Consider the following 19,511-nt stretch of genomic DNA (forward strand, 5'->3'; position numbering starts at 1 on the left):
TTTTGTTTCTTCTGTTACGCCAGGATTTCGTTGATGCTGTATGGCTATTCTGAAGTTATCTTGCGCGGCGCGCTGGTGACGCTGGAGCTGGCGCTCAGCTCGGTATTGCTCGCGGTGATTTTAGGTCTGGTGGGCGCTGGCGCACGCCTGTCGCGCCATCGTCCGCTGGCGCTGCTGTCTGAGGCTTATACCACGCTGATACGCGGCGTGCCCGATCTGGTGTTGATGCTGCTGATCTTTTATGGTCTGCAGATCGCACTCAACCAAATTACCACCATGCTGGGGATCGCGCAGTTTGATATCGATCCGATGGCGGCCGGGGTGATCACTCTCGGCTTCATCTATGGTGCCTATTTTACCGAAACCTTCCGTGGCGCTTTTATGGCGGTACCGAAAGGGCAGATAGAAGCGGCAACCGCCTTTGGCTTTACCGGCTCGCAGGTATTTCGCCGCATTCTCTTCCCTTCCATGATGCGTTTTGCGCTGCCCGGCATCGGCAACAACTGGCAGGTGGTGCTGAAAGCCACGGCGCTGGTCTCGCTGCTGGGGCTGGAGGATGTGGTAAAAGCGACCCAGCTGGCTGGCAAAAGCACCTGGCAGCCGTTCTGGTTCGCCCTTGTCGCCGGCATTATCTATCTGCTGTTCACTACCTTATCAAACGGCGTGCTGTGGTGGCTGGAGCGTCGCTATTCCGTTGGCGTGAAGAAGGCCGAGCTATGATCGAGATTTTACAGGAATACTGGAAAGCGCTGCTCTGGACCGACGGCTATCGCTTCACCGGCGTGGCAATTACGCTGTGGCTGTTAATTCTTTCGGTGACCGTCGGCGGTGCCCTGGCGGTGCTGCTGGCTATCGCGCGCGTTTCGCCAAACAGAGCGGTGCGCGCGCCGGTATGGTTTTTTACGTATATTTTTCGCGGCACGCCGCTCTATGTGCAACTGCTGATCATCTATTCCGGCATGTATACGCTGGAAGTGGTCAAGGGATCGGAGCTGCTCAGCGCCTTTTTCCGCAGTGGACTGAACTGTACGCTGCTGGCTTTTACGCTGAATACCTGCGCTTACACCACCGAGATTTTTGCTGGTGCGATTCGCTCCGTCCCGCATGGAGAAATTGAGGCGGCGCGCGCCTATGGTTTCTCTACTTTTAAGCTCTATCGCTGCATTATTCTGCCTGCGGCGCTGCGTATCGCACTGCCTGCCTACAGCAATGAAGTGATCTTAATGCTGCACTCAACGGCGCTGGCCTTTACCGCCACCGTTCCCGATCTGCTGAAAATCGCGCGTGATATCAATGCCGCAACCTATCAGCCGTTTACCGCCTTTGGCATTGCGGCAGTGATCTATTTAGTGATTTCGTACGTGCTGATTAGCCTGTTCCGCAAGGCGGAAAAACGCTGGCTGGCGCACCTTAAACCTTCATCGTCCCACTGAGTATGACTATGGCTGAAAATAAACTCAACGTTACCGAACTGCACAAACGCTATGGTGAGCATGAGGTGTTAAAAGGCGTATCGCTCCAGGCAAACGCCGGTGATGTGATTACCATTATCGGATCGTCCGGCTCCGGGAAAAGCACCTTCCTGCGCTGTATAAACTTTCTGGAAAAGCCCAGCGAAGGATCGATTGCGGTCAATAACCAGCCTATAAAGCTGGTGCGTGACGGTGACGGGCAGCTGAAAGTCGCCAATAAAGAGCAGCTGCGCCTGCTGCGTACGCGTCTCACCATGGTATTTCAGCACTTTAATCTCTGGAACCATATGACGGTGCTGGAGAATGTCATGGAAGCGCCGATTCAGGTGCTGGGATTGAGCAAGACCGAGGCGCGGGAACGCGCGCTGCGCTATCTCAATAAGGTGGGCATTGACGAGCGCGCTCAGGCGAAGTATCCGGTCAACCTCTCCGGCGGTCAGCAACAGCGCGTTTCCATTGCCCGTGCGCTGGCGATGGAGCCGGATGTGCTGCTGTTTGATGAGCCAACCTCAGCGCTTGATCCTGAACTGGTGGGCGAAGTGCTGCGCATTATGCAGAAGCTGGCGGAAGAGGGGAAAACCATGGTAGTGGTCACGCACGAAATGGAGTTTGCCCGCCATGTCTCCAGCCACGTTATTTTTCTGCATCAGGGCAAAATAGAAGAGGAAGGGCCGCCAGAGACGCTTTTCAGCCAACCGAAAAGCGCGCGTCTCCAGCAGTTTCTTTCCGGCGTGCTGAAATAGCCTGGCAGGGGCGTTATAAGCGGATAGCTCTGCGCCGGTCAGCCGTTTTTTATCAGGGTGTTTATATGACGTCGGCCAGCGCCTTATCCAGCTCATACCAGCGGAAGCGGAAGCCGGATGCCTCCAGCCGCTGGGGCAACACATGCTGTCCGCCCAGCACCAGCACCGAGGATTCCCCCATCAGCAGCTTTATTGCGCTGGCCGGCGTGCGTATCAGAGCCGGGCGATGCATCACCTTACCCAGCGTGGCGGCAAACTGTTCGTTGCGTACCGCATACGGCGCAACCATATTGAAAGGCCCCTGCAACGGATGGTCCAGCAGCCAGAGAATGCCGCTCAGCATATCCTCCAGGTGGATCCACGGCAGAAACTGACGTCCGTTGCCGATGGGACCGCCGAGGCCCAGCAGAAAGGGTTTTTTCATCTGCGCCAGCGCGCCGCCCTCTTTTGCCAGTACGACGCCCGTGCGCAGCAGGCAAACGCGGGTACGATCGCTGGCGGCGGTCATCGCCAGCGCTTCCCAGCGGGCGCAAAGCTGATGGGTAAACTCATCGTGACCGCTATCCTCTTCGGTTAATACTGACTCGCCAGCATTGCCATAATAACCGGTGGCCGAACCGGAAATCAGTACTGCAGGCGGCTCGCTGCTGGCGTTGATTAATGAGGCCAGCCGCTCGGTGATTTGCCAGCGGCTTTCACACAGCAGCTGCTTGTGCTGTGGCGTCCAGCGTTTGCTGGCAATGGGCTCGCCGGCAAGGTTGATCACCGCATCGATGCCGTTGAGATCGCGCTGTTGATTAAGCCCGGACCAGATACTGACCTGCGGGCCAAGCAGATCGCGCGCCGCCTCGACGTTACGCGTTACTACGCTGACGCGATCGCCACGCGCCAGCAGATGCGTCACCAGATGACGCCCAATCAGGCCGGTAGCGCCGGTAATTAATATTTGCATGCCAGGCCTCATCCCTGTTTTATCACTCTTTATTCAGCATAGAAGAGAACCTTTACAGTGGTGCTATTATCGATTGGCCAAATATACCGATCGTTAACTCGCAGGAGAGAACCGCATGCAATACCCTACAATTAAGCTGTGGTCAGATGCTCATTGCTACAGTCCCTGGGTGATGTCCGTTTATGTCGCCCTGAGGGAAAAAGCACTACCTTTTACGCTACAGCGAGTCGATCTGGCACATGCCGCACATCTGACCAAAGAGTATGCGGCCATTTCGCTGACCCGCCGCGTTCCTGCGTTGGCGCTGGATAGTCTGTATCTCAGCGAATCCTCAGCGATTATTGAATATCTGGAAGAGTGTTTTCCTGCGCCCGACTATGAACGTCTCTATCCACACGATCGCGAGAAACGCGCCCGTGCGCGCGAACTGCAGGCGTGGCTGCGCAGCGATTTTATGCCGCTCCGTCAGGAACGCCCTACAGAAGTTATCTTTGCCGGTGAAAAATATTCACCGCTTAGCGAGGAAGCGCGCCAGAGCGCCGCTAAACTTATCGAAGGCGCGCAACGTTTGCTGAGCGCAGGGCAACAGAACCTGTTTGGCGAATGGTCTATTGCTGATACCGACCTGGCTATTATGCTGAATCGTCTGGCTTTGCATGGTGATGAATTGCCGGAAAATCTGGCGCAATACGCCTGGTTTCAGTGGCAGCGCGCCTCGGTTCAGCTGTGGCTGGGAGAGTCGGTTAAAAAAGGCTAATCGCCCGGCTTGCGTCCGGCAGGCGAAGCCTTTAAGTTATGGCGGTTTGCGTCAACGTAACGCAAAACCTGTGGGAAATATCATCGCGCAATGGGCGCCAGAACGAAAAGGGTTACTGATGGTGGAGCAAGGTCAGGATGCCGGCACTGAATGGGTAGATATCGTTAACGAAGATAACGAAGTTATCGCTCAGTCCAGCCGTGCCCAGATGCGGGCACAACATTTGCGTCATCGCGCTACCTATATAGTGGTGCACGACGGCATGGGTAATATTCTGGTGCAGCGCCGAACGGAAACGAAAGATTTTCTGCCCGGCATGCTGGATGCGTGCGCAGGCGGCGTGGTGCAAAGCGGGGAAGGGTATCTGGAGTCTGCACGTCGTGAGGCGGAAGAGGAGTTGGGTATCGCTGCCGTGCCGTTCGCCGAACATGGTCAGTTCTATTTTGAAGATGAACACTGCCGCGTCTGGGGCGCGCTGTTCAGCTGCGTTTCTCACGGCCCGTTTGCCATGCAGCCGGAAGAAGTGGTTGAGGTTTTCTGGCTGACCCCGGAGGAGATCACCGCCCGCTGTGATGAATTCACCTCCGATTCGCTGAAGGCGCTATCGCTGTGGCTCAGCCGCAACGCCAATAACGAACCGGCCAGGCAGGAAAAACAGGTCAAGGCGGAATAATTCCTCAGCAGCTATCCCGCAAACATAAACTGGAAGCGATCGGTTGCCGATCGCTCCACTCCTCATGGTTTAAACGCGCCAGCAGTACGCGTCCCGCCTCGATACCAATTTTGCGATGCGGCACCGCGATGGTGGTTAACGGCGGCTGACAAACGCGGCTGACATCGCTGTCGCCAAAACCCACCACCGCCAGCTCGTCCGGCACTTTGATCCGTCGGCGCTGGCATTCATACAGCGCACCGCAGGCCAACTCGTCGGAAACGCAGACCAGCGCGTCCAGTTCTGGCCACGCCAGTAAAAATTCCGGTAGCTGAGAGGCGCCGGTGGAAAAATTAGGCGGAAGCGCCGCGTTGATCACGCGATGGGGCGATAAATGATGGCGCAGCATCGCTTTATACCAGCCCTGCAGATGCTGCTGAAAAATCCACTGTTCCTGATTAGCGCAGAGCATGCCGATATTCTGGTAACCGCGCTGGATAAGCATGTCGGTGAGTTCGTACATTGCGGCAACGTTATCAATGCCAATATTCATATCAACAGGATCGGCGCGTATTGCGCCTATTTCCATCACCGGGATCGCGGCGTTGTGCAGCCAGTGGCGCACGGTATCGCTGTGCTCAACGCTCAACAAAACTGCGGCGGCAATATTGGAAGCGAGTAGCGTTTCCAGCAGCTTCTCTTCCTGTTCAAGACGATGGCGCGATTCCGCCAGCATAATCTGATATCCGGCAGGCTGTAGCGCCTGTTGCAGCCCGGCAAACATCTCCGGGCAGCCCGCCTCGGCAAGGTTGGGCACCACCATGGCGATGGTTCTGGATGAGGCTGATGCCAACGCGCTGGCGGCAAGATTGGGCATATATCCCAGCGTCTGCACCGCAGCGTCAATTTTTTCACGTAATTTATCGGAAACCTGTTCAGGCGTACGTAACGCACGGGATACGGTCATGGTGCCCACACCGGCAAGCTGAGCCACATCAGCAAGCGTGACTTTACCGGTACTGCGCCGTTTTCGGGTTAGAGACATACACATTCCTGCTGACCAGACGCTGAGTGTCTTCCTTCGCTTCACATAGCAGAGAGTATACGCCTTAAGCCTCTTTGCTTACTGTGAATTCCTGCCAGGATTACGCTTTGATAGCGCTATCACAATTTTGCATGATACTTTTTGGTAGCGCTATCTTTGTGATTATTATCACGGTTAACAATTGTTGCCTTGCATAAAGTTTGTTCATCTTGTGCTAAACGGCGGAACAGAAAAGTGCTTAAACAATGGCTGCATGACGCCACCATCAGGCTACAGGAGAGCGTAGAAGCATGGCCGCAGGCGCTGGAACTCGCGGCCAGGCCCTTGCTGGAGGCCGGAGTCATCACACCCAATTACGTTACGGCAATGATTGAGCAGCATCGCCAGCTGGGACCTTATTATGTGCTGGCACCCGGGCTGGCGATGCCGCATGCCAGACCGGAAGAGGGAGCAAAAGGATTAGGGCTATCGCTGCTTAAGCTAAAACGCGGCGTAGCCTTTAAGTCTGAAGCCTTTGACCCGGTAGATCTGATAGTAATGCTCGCGGCGCCTGATAAACATAGCCATATTGAAATGATATCTGCGCTGGCGGAATTGTTTTCCAGCGATAAGGATATGGAACAATTACATCAGGCGAAAAGCGTGGAGGATATTAAAAAGATTATCGAACGCTTCTGAATTCACTTCGCATTTCGATTTTAAATACATTACGCGCCAGCGTGGTGGGGGCCTCTCTACTCAAAAAGGTGGTAAACATGAAAATCATGGCTATTTGCGGTTCCGGTCTTGGCAGCAGTTTTATGATCGAAATGAATATTAAAAAAGTACTGAAAAAACTAAGCAGAGAGGCGGAGGTAGAGCATGCCGATCTCTCTTCCGCAACGCCTGACGCGGCAGACCTGTTTGTTATGGCAAAGGATATCGCCGCCAGCGCCAGCGTGCCGGAAAGCAAGCTGGTGGTGATTAAGAACATTATCGATATCAATGAACTGGAAACGCAGCTGCGCGCCTGGTTCGACAAACAATAATCACAAAACATCAAAATTCAGGGTGCAGCAAGGCGGCAACCGAACGCTTCTTATGTTTTTAATCGGGTATATAACGCCAGCCAGGAAAAAGCAGCCTGAAAAATAAAATCTCTATAGCGAGGTGGATATGTTTATCCGGGAAACGCTGAATTTTATCGTTGATATTCTTAAAGTGCCCTCGGTGCTGGTGGGTTTAATTGCCTTAATTGGTTTGGTGGCACAGAAAAGTCTTTTTCTGACGTTGTTAAGGGCACAATTAAAACTATTCTCGGCTTTATTGTGTTGGGCGGCGGCGCAACGGTGCTGGTCGGGTCATTAAATCCGCTGGGCGGTATGTTTGAACACGCCTTTAATATCCAGGGTATTATTCCCAATAACGAGGCCATTGTCTCTATTGCACTGGAAAAATATGGTGCCTCTACCGCGCTGATCATGGCATTCGGGATGGTGGCGAATATTATTGTCGCGCGCTTTACACGGCTGAAATATATTTTCCTGACCGGACATCACACTTTTTATATGGCCTGTATGATCAGCGTGATCCTGACCGTAGCCGGGTTCGGAGACGTTGGCCTGGTGTTTACCGGCTCGTTGATTTTAGGCCTGGTTATGGCCTTTTTCCCGGCGCTGGCGCAGCGTTATATGAAACGTATTACCGGCAGTGATGATATTGCGTTCGGTCATTTCGGCACGCTTGGCTACGTGCTTTCCGGCTGGATCGGCAGCAAGTGCGGTAAAGGCTCCCGATCCACCGAAGAGATGAACCTGCCGAAAAACCTCAGCTTCCTGCGCGACAGCTCAATTTCCATCTCTCTGACCATGATGATTATTTATCTGATTATGGCGGTAAGCGCGGGCAGAGAATATGTTGAAAGCCAGTTCAGCGGCGGTCAGCACTATCTGGTGTACGCCATTATCATGGCGATTACCTTCGCGGCGGGCGTGTTTATCATCCTGCAGGGCGTGCGTCTGATCCTGGCGGAAATCGTTCCGGCTTTTACCGGATTTTCGGAAAAGCTGGTGCCGAATGCGCGTCCTGCGCTGGACTGTCCGGTTGTCTATCCCTACGCCCCTAATGCGGTACTGATTGGCTTTCTGTTCAGCTTCCTTGGCGGTTTGGTGGGGTTATTTCTGTTGGGGCAGCTCAAACTGGTACTGATCTTACCAGGCGTGGTGCCGCACTTCTTTACCGGCGCGACGGCTGGCGTGTTTGGTAACGCCACCGGCGGACGGCGCGGGGCAATGGTTGGCGCATTCGCTAACGGGCTGCTGATTACCTTTCTGCCGGTTTTGCTGCTGCCGGTACTGGGCGCAATAGGCTTTGCCAATACCACCTTCTCAGACGCTGATTTTGGCGTAATCGGGATTGTGCTGGGTAATCTGGCGCGCTATCTGCCGCCGCTGGCCATTACGGGACTGGTAGTGGCGTTGTTCGTGCTGCTGGTGGCCTACAACCTGATGGCAAAAAACAGATCTGCGGACGGTAAGCCGCAGGAAAATAGCGGGGCTAAATCATGAATGTACAGGAAGTCACACAGCTGGCGCGCAATATTCGCATCGCCACGCTTAAATCTCTGACGCAGCTGGGTTTCGGTCATTATGGCGGCAGTATGTCGGTAGTGGAAACGCTGGCGGTATTGTACGGCGCGGTAATGAAAATCGACCCGGCAGATCCAGACTGGCCGGAGCGGGACTATTTTGTTCTGTCGAAAGGGCACGCCGGCCCGGCGTTATACAGCACATTAGCCATTAAAGGTTATTTTCCTGTTGAAGCGTTAAACACGCTAAACCAGAACGGCACCCGGCTTCCCAGTCACCCGGACCGACTGAAAACGCGCGGCGTTGATGCTACAACCGGCTCGCTGGGACAGGGGATCTCCATTGCCGGTGGCATGGCGCTGTCGCATAAGCTGGCGGGACGGTCAAATCGGGTGTTTTGCATCGTTGGTGACGGTGAGCTGAATGAAGGCCAGTGCTGGGAGGCATTTCAGTTTATCGCCCATCACCGCCTGAATAACCTGACGATATTTATCGACTGGAACAAACAGCAACTTGACGGCGAGCTGGACGAGATCATTTGCGCGTTTGACCTTGAAGGAAAATTCCGTGCCTTTGGCTTTGATGTGGTAACGGTAAAAGGCGATGACGTCGCCGGATTGCTGGAGCAGGTTCAGCCAGTTCCGGCTGCGGATGCCCGCCCACGCGTGGTGATCCTCGACAGTATTAAAGGGCAGGGCGTGCCCTGCCTTGAGCAGTTAAGTAACTCTCATCATCTGCGGCTGACGGATGAGATGAAACAGACGCTCCGGGAAACTATTCACCAACTGGAGGCGGCACATGATTAAGATTGCACCTGCAGGACAAAACGACGCGCCCGAGATGCGTAAGGTATATGCCAGCTTCGTAACGAAACAGATTGCGGCGGGAAGCTCTATTATCGCCCTTGAGGCGGATCTGATGAGTTCAATGGCGATGGATAGCGTGGCGCGGGCCTGGCCGCAGCAGGTTATCAACTGCGGCATCATGGAGGCCAATGTTATAGGCATTGCCGCAGGGCTGTCGCTGACGGGACGAAAGCCTTTCGTACACACTTTTACTGCTTTTGCCAGCCGTCGCTGCTTTGACCAGTTATTTATGGCGCTGGATTACGCACGTAATAATGTGAAGGTCATTGCATCGGATGCCGGCATCACCGCCTGCCACAACGGCGGCACGCATATGTCGTTTGAGGATATGGGCATTGTGCGCGGGCTGGCCCATTCGGTGGTGCTGGAGGTCACAGACGCAGTAATGTTTGACGATCTGCTGCATCAGCTTATCGATTTGGACGGTTTTTATTGGGTGCGTACCATCCGCAAACAGGCACCCGCCGTATATGCGCCAGGCTCAACGTTTACTATCGGCAAGGGCAATGTGTTACGTGATGGCGAAGATATTACCCTGATCGCCAACGGTATTATGGTGACAGAAGCGCTGGAGGCGGCGCGGCAGCTGGAGCAGGAAGGCATCAGCGCCGCAGTGATCGATATGTTTACTCTAAAACCTGTGGATCGCATGCTGATAAAAAACTATGCCGGTAAAACCGGGCGTATTGTGACCTGTGAAAACCACAGTATCCATAACGGGCTGGGTTCGGCAGTAGCGGAAGTGCTGGTAGAAACCTGTCCGGTGCCGATGCGGCGCGTTGGCGTGAAGGAGCGCTACGGTCAGGTAGGCACGCAGGCGTTTTTACAACAGGAATATGGCCTGACGGCGCAGGATATTGTTTTAGCCGCGCGTGAACTGCTCTAATAAAAAAGGCGGGAGAGTCTCCCGCCTTTTTACTCACTGAGGGTATTTAATCGCGTTTTGTAGGACGCTGATTGCTCAGTACCTGACGCGGCTGAGTACGACGACCGACCATACCCATGACGCCTGCCAGAATCGCTTCGATAATCAGCATAAAGAAGGCGAACCAGCTGGCTTTAGCGGTTGCTTCTGCAGCTTTATCCGCAGTTTCACGCGCTTTCTGTTCTGCCTGCTGTTTTAGCTCATTATATTTCTGACGCGCCTGCTGATAGGTTTGTTCCGTTTGAGTAACAATCTGTTCAGCTTCGGCATCAGATTTACCGGTACGTGCCTGAATAATATTTTTCAGTGCCTCACGGTCGGCAGCCTGTAACGTGTCCTGATTACTGTTAATTACGCCTTTAATCCAGTTAGCAATATCCGTATCGGCATTCTGTGGATTATTTGCCGTGGCCTGCGCCTGATTCTGCGCACTGTTTGCCGCATTTTGCGCATCGTTTTGCAGGTTTTCCGGCTGCAGCTCAGGTTTACCCGTCTGACGCAGCGTGGTTTCTAATTCATTCTGCAAGTCGTCGAGATTAATACCGCTTTCCTGCAGCTTATCACGCGCCATTTGCGTTGCCTGTGGAGCGACAGCGCTAATGCTGCTGCCGATCGCGCTCAGGCCGGCACCCATCACGTTCATGGCGCCGCTCATAGCGGAGTTAACCAGCATAATAGCCAGCCACAGACTAAACAGGGTATTCACGCCGAACATTAACAGACCATGCAGCATGCCTTCACGCTGCGCCAGACGTCCGCTAACCCAGGCACCCACGGCGATGGATACCAGCATGCTAAGGCCGGTCCAGATGGCCGCGCCGGTGCCGATGCCGTCCATCGGATTTTGCTCTTTCATCGGATCGATACTGGATGTGCCGATCGCCATTCCCAACAGCGATAATAATAAATGGACTAATACCGCAGCGATAACGCCGGCAAAGATAGCGCTCCATGAAATGCGCTTCAGCGGTACACCATTCACCGGTTCCACCCAGGCCGTATCGTGCCGGTTGCGGAGATGCTCAGGATGTTCACTCATAATATTTACTCCCTATGTTTATCTTTTAACCCGTTGCCACAGTATTAATTTTTCAACGTGCGTGAAAAATTTCGACACCTCTGTTTCAGGTAATTTAAGGCTAGTTAGGGAATGCGGATTTGACCAAAATAATTTCACAAATTGCGTAGAAAAATAAACGCGTCGGTTGCCGCTTCGCTTATTTTTTCTGGCGTCTCGCTTGTTATTTTATAATTCACGCGTTTGTCAATGCGCTTATTTATTGCGTTTTTAACGGGCGCATCCAGTCACAACAAACATTGTGTCGGCAGGGCCTTTTATTAAGAGAAAAAAGAAAGAAAGGAGGGCAGAGAATTTGCAAAGATAGTCGTGTCAACAGCGGGAAATAAAAAGGCGGCCCGCAGGCCGCCTGTAATCAGCAGGCAAAATTAGTTTTGCTGTGCTTCCGCCTGTGCAGCCTGGATCGCGGTCAGAGCGATGGTATAAACAATATCATCAACCAGTGCGCCACGTGACAGATCGTTAACCGGCTTACGCATGCCTTGCAGCATCGGTCCGATGGAGATCAGATCTGCTGAACGCTGTACCGCTTTATAAGTGGTATTACCGGTGTTCAGATCCGGGAAAATAAATACCGTAGCACGACCCGCTACCTGAGAGTTTGGCGCTTTTGATTTCGCTACATCTTCCATAATTGCTGCGTCATACTGTAGCGGGCCATCGATCACCAGATCGGGACGTTTTTCCTGCGCAATACGCGTTGCTTCGCGTACTTTTTCCACGTCGCTACCCGCACCAGAGTTGCCGGTAGAGTAGGAGATCATTGCGACGCGCGGCTCAATGCCGAATGCCGCTGCGGAATCCGCCGACTGGATAGCAATTTCCGCCAGCTGTTCAGAGGTTGGATCCGGGTTGATGGCACAGTCGCCATAAACCAGAACCTGTTCCGGCAGCAGCATAAAGAACACGGAAGAGACCAGCGAGCTGTTAGGGGCGGTTTTAATCAGCTGCAGCGGCGGACGAATGGTGTTGGCGGTAGTATGTACCGCGCCGGAAACCAGACCATCCACTTCGTCACGTTCCAGCATCATGGTGCCCAGCACCACGTTATCTTCCAGTTGCTCCTGCGCAACAACTTCGGTCATGCCTTTGTTTTTACGCAGTTCAACCAGGCGCGCCACGTAATTGGCACGGGCCACTTCCGGATCGATAATCTCAATACCTTTGCCCAGTTCGACGCCCTGCGCCGCGGCGACACGCTGAATTTCATCCGGGTTGCCTAACAGCACGCAATGCGCAATGCCGCGCTCGGCGCAAATGGCGGCAGCCTTAACGGTACGCGGTTCATCGCCTTCCGGCAGCACAATGCGTTTGCCCGCTTTACGCGCCAGCTCGGTGAGCTGATAACGGAAGGCTGGCGGCGAAAGACGACGGCTGCGCTCGGAGGTGGCGGTCAGAGATTCAATCCAGTCGCTGCTGATATGGCTGGCAACGTACTCCTGAACTTTTTCGATGCGCTGCGTATCGTCGCTGGGCACTTCCAGATTAAAGCTTTGCAGGCTAAGAGAGGTTTGCCAGGTATTGGTTTCAACCATAAACACCGGCAGGCCGGTCTGGAAGGCGCGTGCGCAGAGTTTGTAAATTCGGTCATCAATTTCATAGCCGCCGGTCAGCAGGATCGCACCGATTTCAACGCCGTTCATGGCAGCCAGACAGGCTGCAACCAGCACATCAGGACGATCGGCGGAGGTCACCAGCAGCGAGCCTGGGCGGAAATGTTCCAGCATATGCGGCAGGCTACGGGCGCAGAACGTCACTGATTTTACGCGACGCGTCTGAATTTCACCTTCATTGACTACGCGCGCGTTCAGGTGACGGCACATATCAATCGCGCGGGTGGCGATCAGATCAAAACTCCAGGGAATGCAGCCCAGCACCGGCAGCGGGCTGTTGGCAAACAGCTGGCTCGGATCGATATTCGCGACGCTGGCTTTCGTGGAGTCATCAAAAATTTCTGACAGGTCCGGGCGAGTACGGCCCTGTTCATCGACCGGCGCGTTGAGTTTGTTGATGATGACGCCGGTAATGTTTTTGTTCTTACTGCCGCCAAAGCTGCTTTGCGTAACTTCGATACGCTCTTTCAGCTGTGCCGGTGAATCGTTGCCCAGCGCGGTTACAAAGATAATTTCCGCATTCAGGGTTTTTGCGATCTCATAGTTAAGCGCGCTGGCGAACTGATGTTTACGCGTTGGCACCAGGCCTTCCACCAGCACCACTTCCGCGTCCTGGGTATTGGCGTGGTAGCGAGCAATGATCTCTTCCATCAGCACGTCCTGCTGGTTAGAACCCAGCAGCGATTCCACGCGTGACATCTGCAGCGGCTCAGCGGCAGGAATGGAGGAGTTTTTACGAATAATGGTGGTGGTCTGGTCAGGCGTATTGCCACCGGCGCGGGGCTGCGCGATGGGTTTGAACACGCTGAGGCGAACCCCTTTGCGTTCCATCGCACGAATAACGCCGAGGCTGACGCTGGTCAACCCGACGCTGGTGCCGGTAGGGATAAGCATTATGGTACGTGACACAGTAAACCTCTCAGGTATTTCAGGCTGTCAAAACAACTCCGCCAGCCTGAGCTGACGGAGAAAGTCTTATGCGGTAAGGCGCGCAGCGTCGCGAGCGATAACTAACTCTTCATTGGTGGGGATAACCAATGCCGGACGGGTGCCTTCTTTGTTAATAAAGCCTTCCTGCCCGAAGCGCGCCGCCAGGTTGCGCTCGTGATCCACCTCGAAGCCCAGCAGCGCCAGTTTTGCCAGCGACAGCTCGCGTACCATGGCCGCATTCTCACCGATACCGCCGGTAAACACCACGGCATCCAGGCGGCCATCCATCATCGCGCTGTAGGAACCGATATATTTAGCCAGACGATGACAGAAAACGTTCATCGCGCGTTTCGCATCTTCTTTGGTGGTGTAATTTTCTTCTACGTAGCGGCAGTCGCTGGTTACGCCGGTCAGACCCAGCAGGCCGGACTCTTTGGTCAGCAGCTTATTGATGGCATCAATATTCATGCCCAGCGTATCGTGCAGGAAGAAAATAATCGCCGGATCGATATCGCCGCTGCGTGTACCCATTACCAGGCCTTCCAGCGGGGTCAGACCCATAGAGGTATCCACGCACTTGCCGTTGCGGATCGCGGAGACGGAAGCGCCGTTGCCGAGGTGACAGGTAATGACATTCAGCTCTTCCACCGGCTTATTCAGCATGCGGGCAGCTTCAATCGACACATAATAGTGGCTGGTGCCATGAGCGCCATAGCGACGAACGCCATGTTCTTTATAAAGATTATAAGGCAGGGCATAGAGGTAAGACTCTTCCGGCATTGTCTGATGGAAAGCAGTATCAAAAACCGCTACGTTTTTATCAGAAAGGTGCGGGAAGTTTTTCAGCGCTTCATCAATGCCGATCAGGTGCGCCGGGTTATGCAGCGGAGCAAAAGAGGAGGCGTCTTTAATGCTTTGCACCACTTTATCGTCAATCAGCACTGACTGGGTCAGTTTTTCCCCGCCATGAACAATACGATGACCGATTGCAGCAATTTGTGCCGATAGCTCTGGTTTTTGTGCCAGAATGTTTTTAACAATGAAGTTCAGGGCTTCGCTGTGGGCTGCGCCCGCACCCAGCTCAGCTTCCTGTTTAGCGCCGTCCAGTTTCCATTTAATGCGCGCTTCAGGCAAATGGAAGCATTCGGCCAGACCTGACAGATACTCTTTACCGTCCGCCGGGTTGAGGATGGCAAACTTAAGAGATGAGCTACCGCAGTTCAGAACCAGTACTAACTTACTCGACATGGAAGTACCTATTTGTCAAAAGTGGCTAAAAAAAAAGCAATCAGCCTATCATCGTAGTGTATGAAAGCTGGTACATTAATGATTATCATCATACTGCCAGCAAAAAGTTATCCGACAGCAAAAAAAGACGGTAATTTTACGTAAAATTTTGAAATTTGTGTCGCCTTCGATGGCTTCACCTCAAAATAATAAAGATTATTGCCTTTGGCGGCGCTGATAACGCGCTCAGAATAACGGCAGTCTCTGGTAAAAACAAAATTTTTTGAAGGTTGTCACACAAAGTTGTTTCGTTGTTTAAATTTTTTAAATCTTGCAAAAGAAGTTGAGGTGAGCCATGGCAAATGAATCCAGCGTCGGTTGGTTTAAAACATTCCAGCTTGGACAGCACTACATGAAAACATGGCCGAACGATAAACGCCTCGCGCCGGTTTTTCCGGAGAACCGTATCAGCAGCGCCACGCGCTTTGCGATCCGCTTTATGCCACCGCTGGCGATTTTCACGCTCAGCTGGCAAATTGCCCTGGGTGGACAGCTGGGACCGGCGGTCGCGACCGCACTGTTTGCCTGTAGCCTGCCGATGCAGGGGCTGTGGTGGTTAGGACGCCGTTCTGTAACACCGCTGCCGCCCACGCTGCTGAACTGGTTTCATGAGGTGCGTGAGAAATTGCAGCAGGCCGGGCAGTCGATCGCGCCTGTGGAAGGAAAACCCACCTATCAGGCGCTGGCAGATCTGCTTAAACGCGCTTTCCGTCAGTTGGATAACACTTTCCTTGACGATCTCTGAATAAGTTTCGGGTTGCCAGAGAATTTTTCAATGGCAACCCGGCTTAAATCAAAGAAAGGCTGGCTTGTGATACCGCCTTTTTATGTGTCGTGCGATTCTTGAACATCCTTTTACTGTGCCTGATACAGGAGATGACGATGGACATGACGCATGCGCAGCGCTTAATTCTTTCTAACCAATACAAACTGATGACCCTGCTCGATCCTGATAACGGCGAGCGCTATCGCCGCCTGCAAACTATCATTGAACGCGGTTACAGCCTGCAGATGCGTGAGTTAGATCGCGAATTTGGCGAACTGGGCGAAGCGGTTTGCCGCACCATCATCAATATTATGGAAATGCATCATGCACTGCGGGTATCCTGGGAAAACCTGAAGGAGCGCGCTGCTATTGACGAGCGTCGGTTACAGTTTTTGGGGTTCGATGCGGCAACCGAAGCGCGCTATCTGGGATATGTGCGTTTTATGGTTAACGTAGAAGGACGCTATACCCATTTCGATGCCGGTACGCACGGCTTTAATGCCCAGACGCCCATGTGGGACAAATATCAACGCATGCTGGCCGTCTGGCAAACCTGCCCGCGCCAGTATCATCTCTGCGCCACAGAGATTGCGCAAATCATCAACGCCTGAGAAGGAAACGCGAGTGAAGTGTAAAGGTTTTTTGTTTGATTTAGACGGCACGCTGGTCGATTCTTTGCCGGCGGTGGAACGCGCCTGGAGTAACTGGGGCAAGCGTCACGGCATCGACGCGGATGAGATCCTCGATTTTATCCACGGCAAACAGGCTATCACTTCACTGCGTCACTTTATGCGCGGCTGCAGCGAAGAGGAAATCCAGCAGGAATTTCAGCTACTGGAAAAAACCGAAGCTGAAGATACGGAAGGCGTAACGGCGCTGCCGGGCGCCCGTGAACTGCTGGAGCATTTAAACGCGCTGGCCATTCCCTGGGCGATCGTGACTTCTGGGTCGGTACCGGTCGCCTCCGCGCGGCGGCAGGCGGCAGGACTGCCGTTGCCAACCCATTTTGTCACCGCCGAGCGGGTTAAAAACGGCAAGCCTGAACCAGATGCTTACCTGTTAGGCGCAGAGCTGCTAGGCCTGGCGCCTGCTGACTGCGTGGTGGTGGAGGATGCTCCCGCCGGTATTCTTTCCGGCCTTGCCGCCGGCTGTGCGGTGATTGCCGTGAACGCGCCTGCCGGTACGCCGCGCCTGGCGGAAACCGCTCTGCAGTTGACCACGCTCACGGCGCTGCGCATCACCAAAGAGGATGACGGAACAATCACGGTGCTAACCCAGGCTTGATTGATTTAACCCCGCTACCGCGGGGTTTATTTTATGGCATGCTGCGCGCATTCAGGATTGGTGACACGGAAAGGGCTGTGAATAGTCAACTTCTTTGGGTGATTAGCCTGCTGGCAATAACCGTCTGGCTGTTTGCGTCCGGCAGGCTGCGTATGGATGTCGTTGCGCTGCTGGTGATTATCGCTTTTGTGCTTAGCGGTACGTTGACGCTGCAGGAAGCGACCATCGGCTTTAGCGATCCCAACGTGATTTTAATTGCCGCGCTGTTTGTCATTGGTGAAGGGCTGGTGCGCACCGGCGTAGCGCTGCAGACCGGTGAATGGCTAATGAAAATTGCCGGCAACAGCGAAAGTAAAATGATTTTCTGGCTGATGCTGACCGTGGCGGCGTTAGGCGCGTTTATGAGTTCTACCGGCGTGGTGGCTATCTTTATTCCCGTGGTGCTGAGCGTAGCGGCGAAGATTGGCTCATCGCCCGCGCGGCTTATGATGCCGCTTAGCGTGGCGGGGTTGATTAGCGGCATGATGACGTTGGTGGCTACACCGCCCAATCTGGTGGTGAATAGTGAACTTCAACGTGAAGGGCTAGAGGGCTTTAGCTTTTTTGCCGTTACGCCTGTGGGGATAACGGTGCTGGCGCTGGGCATCGGCTATATGCTGATAGCTCGCTACTGGCTGGCCGATTCATCTGCGGAATCATCCTCATCTGCCGCACCGCGCCGCCGCAATTTCCGCGATCTGATTCGGGAATATCGGCTTAGCGGTCGCGCCCGTCGTCTGGCAATCCGCACCGGTTCGCCGCTGGTGGGCTATCGCCTTGACGATCTCAGACTGCGAGAAAAATATGGCGCAAATGTGGTTGGCCTGGAGCGCTGGCGCAAGTTTCGACGCGTGATGGTTACGGTAACGGGCGAAACAACCTTTCGCAGCGGAGACGTCTTGCTGATTGATATGTCGGCAGCCGAGATCGATCTACGGCAGTTTTGCAGTGAACAGTTGCTGGAACCGTTAATTTTACGCGGCGACTATTTTTCCGATCGTGCGCGTGATGTCGGTATGGCTGAGGCCGCCCTGGTTCCCGATTCAGAACTGGCAGGCAAAAGCGTACGCGAGCTGGGTTTCCGTCAGCGCTATGGGCTAAGCGTGATCGGTATTCGGCGTCGCAACAGCCTGGTGGAAAGCACGCTGGCGGATACTGTGCTGGAGGTGGGGGATATTTTGCTGGTTATCGGTGACTGGCGGCGTATTCAGCAGCTACAGCAGCAGAAACGGGATCTGTTGCTGCTGGCGCTGCCTGCAGAGATTGATGAGGCGGTCCCGGCGCACAGTCAGGCACCGCATGCGTTATTCTCCCTGGCGCTGATGGTGGCGATGATGATTACCGATGTGATTCCCGGCCCGATTGCGGCAATTATCGCCTGTTTACTGATGGGGAAATTTCGCTGCATCGATATGGAGAGCGCCTATAAAGCCATTCACTGGCCGGGACTCATTCTGATTGCCGGCATGATGCCTTTTGCGCTGGCGTTGCAAAAAACCGGTGGCGTGGCGCTGATTGTGCAGGGATTGATGGATATTGCTGGCGGCAGAAGCCCGCATATTATGCTGCTCTGCCTGTTTATACTCTGTGCCAGCATTGGACTGTTTATCTCCAATACGGCCACCGCCGTGCTGATGGCGCCGATTGGCGTAGCGGCGGCGCAGCAGATGGGCGTATCGCCTTATCCTTTCACGATGATTATCGCTATCGCTGCCTCCGCCGCCTTTATGACGCCGGTCTCTTCCCCGGTTAATACGCTGGTTTTAGGGCCGGGCGGTTATCGCTTCGCTGATTTCGTTAAAATTGGCGTTCCCTTTACCCTGGTAGTGATGGTGGTTAGCGTCCTGCTGGTTCCCTTGCTGTTTCCGTTCTGATTTACAGCGGCGTATCCTGCGATATTTCATCCAGCGAAAGGTTAAAACTGGGCACAAACACGGCGATAAAATAGTCCATTTCTTCGCTGCGACGCCGCTCAAGCGTTTTTTCCAGGCGCGACAAGGCCCGGCGGAACTCATTATTTCCGGCTGAAAGCTCTTCAAGGCATTTCAGATAGGCGCATAGCGCATCGGCCTGCTTGATTATGGCCGTTTCCTCTTCGCTCTGCTGCTGTTCATCCAGCAGCGGACGCCACGCATTCTGCAGCTCGGCAGGAAGCATTTCAATCAGCTTCTGGCGGGCGATCTCTTCAATTTTTTTATATTCATGGGCAATCTGCGCATTGTAATACTTAACCGGCGTCGGCAAATCGCCGGTCAGCACCTCGCTGGCATCATGATAGAGCGCAATCAGCGCAATGCGTTCCGCGTTAAGATTACCGTTGAACATGCTGTTTTTTATCAGCGCCAGCGCATGCGCAACCATCGCGACCTGTAGGCTATGCTCAGAGACATTTTCCGTTCGCACGTTGCGCATCAACGGCCAGCGATTGATCAGTTTAAGGCGGGAAAGATGGGCAAAGAAATGGCTCTGCTTCATTGAAAAGGTTTCTCCTCTGTACACTGCGGAAACCGGCATTTCCGGTCTCCACAGCAACAG

At 53.9% G+C, this 19,511-nt stretch carries 19 protein-coding genes and 1 pseudogene; 14 read left to right on the plus strand and 6 right to left on the minus strand.

The annotated features are described in order from the left end of the window. The first annotated feature begins 33 nt into the window (after window positions 1-33). Genes ACQE3Z_RS01875 through hisP form a run of 3 tightly spaced genes read left to right on the plus strand, consistent with a single transcriptional unit; the run spans window position 34 to window position 2,215 of the window. The gene (locus ACQE3Z_RS01875) at window positions 34-720 is read left to right on the plus strand and encodes a histidine ABC transporter permease HisQ (RefSeq protein WP_250650456.1); all 687 of its coding nucleotides are present in this window, start codon (window positions 34-36) and stop codon (window positions 718-720) included. Continuing rightward, the gene (locus ACQE3Z_RS01880; RefSeq protein ID WP_250650455.1) at window positions 717-1,433 is read left to right on the plus strand and encodes an ABC transporter permease; all 717 of its coding nucleotides are present in this window, start codon (window positions 717-719) and stop codon (window positions 1,431-1,433) included. Before ACQE3Z_RS01875 ends, ACQE3Z_RS01880 begins: the two co-directional genes overlap by 4 nt. 8 nt (window positions 1,434-1,441) lie before the next feature. Beyond that, window positions 1,442-2,215, plus strand: coding sequence for a histidine ABC transporter ATP-binding protein HisP (gene hisP, locus ACQE3Z_RS01885; RefSeq protein WP_426971859.1), 774 nt, complete (start codon window positions 1,442-1,444; stop codon window positions 2,213-2,215). 61 nt (window positions 2,216-2,276) lie between these two features. Here hisP and ACQE3Z_RS01890 read toward each other — a convergent pair whose 3' ends face one another. Next, window positions 2,277-3,167, minus strand: coding sequence for a TIGR01777 family oxidoreductase (locus ACQE3Z_RS01890; protein WP_426971860.1), 891 nt, complete (start codon window positions 3,165-3,167; stop codon window positions 2,277-2,279). Window positions 3,168-3,282: 115 nt separating this feature from the next. Here ACQE3Z_RS01890 and yfcF point away from each other — a divergent pair, with 115 nt between their 5' ends. Beyond that, window positions 3,283-3,924, plus strand: coding sequence for a glutathione transferase (gene yfcF / locus ACQE3Z_RS01895; protein WP_426971861.1), 642 nt, complete (start codon window positions 3,283-3,285; stop codon window positions 3,922-3,924). A 118-nt stretch (window positions 3,925-4,042) separates the two neighbouring features. Further along, window positions 4,043-4,597 carry an NUDIX hydrolase YfcD gene (yfcD, locus tag ACQE3Z_RS01900; protein WP_426971862.1) on the plus strand — a complete coding sequence of 185 codons (555 nt, stop codon included), beginning with the start codon at window positions 4,043-4,045 and terminating at the stop codon, window positions 4,595-4,597. A 4-nt stretch (window positions 4,598-4,601) separates the two neighbouring features. Here yfcD and ACQE3Z_RS01905 read toward each other — a convergent pair whose 3' ends face one another. Continuing rightward, window positions 4,602-5,621, minus strand: a complete 1,020-nt coding sequence (locus ACQE3Z_RS01905) for a LacI family DNA-binding transcriptional regulator (protein WP_426971863.1) — start codon at window positions 5,619-5,621, stop codon at window positions 4,602-4,604. Window positions 5,622-5,855: 234 nt separating this feature from the next. Between ACQE3Z_RS01905 and ACQE3Z_RS01910 the strand changes: the two genes are divergently transcribed. The 5 genes and pseudogenes from ACQE3Z_RS01910 to ACQE3Z_RS01930 all read left to right on the plus strand — a co-directional run bounded on the left by ACQE3Z_RS01910 (window position 5,856) and on the right by ACQE3Z_RS01930 (window position 9,940). Further along, on the plus strand, window positions 5,856-6,299 hold the full coding sequence (locus tag ACQE3Z_RS01910; RefSeq protein ID WP_426971864.1) for a PTS sugar transporter subunit IIA: 444 nt from the start codon (window positions 5,856-5,858) through the stop codon (window positions 6,297-6,299). A 77-nt stretch (window positions 6,300-6,376) separates the two neighbouring features. Continuing rightward, a complete protein-coding gene (locus ACQE3Z_RS01915) occupies window positions 6,377-6,649 on the plus strand; it encodes a PTS sugar transporter subunit IIB (RefSeq protein WP_250650450.1) in 273 nt (90 codons plus the stop codon). A gap of 127 nt (window positions 6,650-6,776) precedes the next feature. Next, window positions 6,777-8,167: pseudogene (locus tag ACQE3Z_RS01920) on the plus strand (PTS ascorbate transporter subunit IIC). Then, window positions 8,164-8,994 carry a transketolase gene (locus ACQE3Z_RS01925; protein ID WP_426971866.1) on the plus strand — a complete coding sequence of 277 codons (831 nt, stop codon included), beginning with the start codon at window positions 8,164-8,166 and terminating at the stop codon, window positions 8,992-8,994. Before ACQE3Z_RS01920 ends, ACQE3Z_RS01925 begins: the two are co-directional and overlap by 4 nt. Then, window positions 8,987-9,940, plus strand: a complete 954-nt coding sequence (locus ACQE3Z_RS01930) for a transketolase family protein (protein WP_426971868.1) — start codon at window positions 8,987-8,989, stop codon at window positions 9,938-9,940. The genes ACQE3Z_RS01925 and ACQE3Z_RS01930 overlap by 8 nt, the downstream gene beginning before the upstream one ends. A 46-nt stretch (window positions 9,941-9,986) precedes the next feature. Here ACQE3Z_RS01930 and ACQE3Z_RS01935 read toward each other — a convergent pair whose 3' ends face one another. The 3 genes from ACQE3Z_RS01935 to ackA all read right to left on the minus strand — a co-directional run bounded on the left by ACQE3Z_RS01935 (window position 9,987) and on the right by ackA (window position 14,848). Further along, the gene (locus tag ACQE3Z_RS01935) at window positions 9,987-11,018 is read right to left on the minus strand and encodes a hypothetical protein (protein ID WP_426971870.1); all 1,032 of its coding nucleotides are present in this window, start codon (window positions 11,016-11,018) and stop codon (window positions 9,987-9,989) included. 407 nt (window positions 11,019-11,425) lie between these two features. Next, complete coding sequence (pta, locus tag ACQE3Z_RS01940; protein WP_426971871.1) at window positions 11,426-13,579, minus strand: phosphate acetyltransferase; 2,154 nt, start codon at window positions 13,577-13,579, stop codon at window positions 11,426-11,428. Between the two features lie 66 nt (window positions 13,580-13,645). Then, window positions 13,646-14,848 (minus strand): acetate kinase, encoded by a 1,203-nt coding sequence (gene ackA / locus ACQE3Z_RS01945; RefSeq protein ID WP_085071011.1) that lies wholly within the window; start codon window positions 14,846-14,848, stop codon window positions 13,646-13,648. Window positions 14,849-15,182: 334 nt separating this feature from the next. On the opposite strand from ackA, the gene yfbV reads away from it, so the two are divergent. The 4 genes from yfbV (at window position 15,183) to ACQE3Z_RS01965 (ending at window position 18,850) form a co-directional block, all read left to right on the plus strand. Beyond that, window positions 15,183-15,632, plus strand: a complete 450-nt coding sequence (yfbV, locus tag ACQE3Z_RS01950; RefSeq protein ID WP_426971873.1) for a terminus macrodomain insulation protein YfbV — start codon at window positions 15,183-15,185, stop codon at window positions 15,630-15,632. 137 nt (window positions 15,633-15,769) lie between these two features. Then, window positions 15,770-16,264, plus strand: coding sequence for a YfbU family protein (locus ACQE3Z_RS01955; RefSeq protein ID WP_085071013.1), 495 nt, complete (start codon window positions 15,770-15,772; stop codon window positions 16,262-16,264). 13 nt (window positions 16,265-16,277) lie between these two features. Then, on the plus strand, window positions 16,278-16,937 hold the full coding sequence (locus ACQE3Z_RS01960; protein WP_426971875.1) for a sugar phosphatase: 660 nt from the start codon (window positions 16,278-16,280) through the stop codon (window positions 16,935-16,937). Between the two features lie 77 nt (window positions 16,938-17,014). Beyond that, window positions 17,015-18,850 carry an SLC13 family permease gene (locus ACQE3Z_RS01965; RefSeq protein WP_426971876.1) on the plus strand — a complete coding sequence of 612 codons (1,836 nt, stop codon included), beginning with the start codon at window positions 17,015-17,017 and terminating at the stop codon, window positions 18,848-18,850. 1 nt (window position 18,851) lies between these two features. On the opposite strand, the gene yfbR is transcribed toward ACQE3Z_RS01965, so the two are convergent. Continuing rightward, window positions 18,852-19,451 (minus strand): 5'-deoxynucleotidase, encoded by a 600-nt coding sequence (gene yfbR / locus ACQE3Z_RS01970; protein WP_426971877.1) that lies wholly within the window; start codon window positions 19,449-19,451, stop codon window positions 18,852-18,854. Window positions 19,452-19,511: the final 60 nt, after the last annotated feature.

The sequence above is a fragment of the Pantoea sp. FN0307 genome, from assembly GCF_050113815.1.
In the GTDB taxonomy this organism is placed as follows: Bacteria; Pseudomonadota; Gammaproteobacteria; order Enterobacterales; family Enterobacteriaceae; genus Mixta; species Mixta alhagi.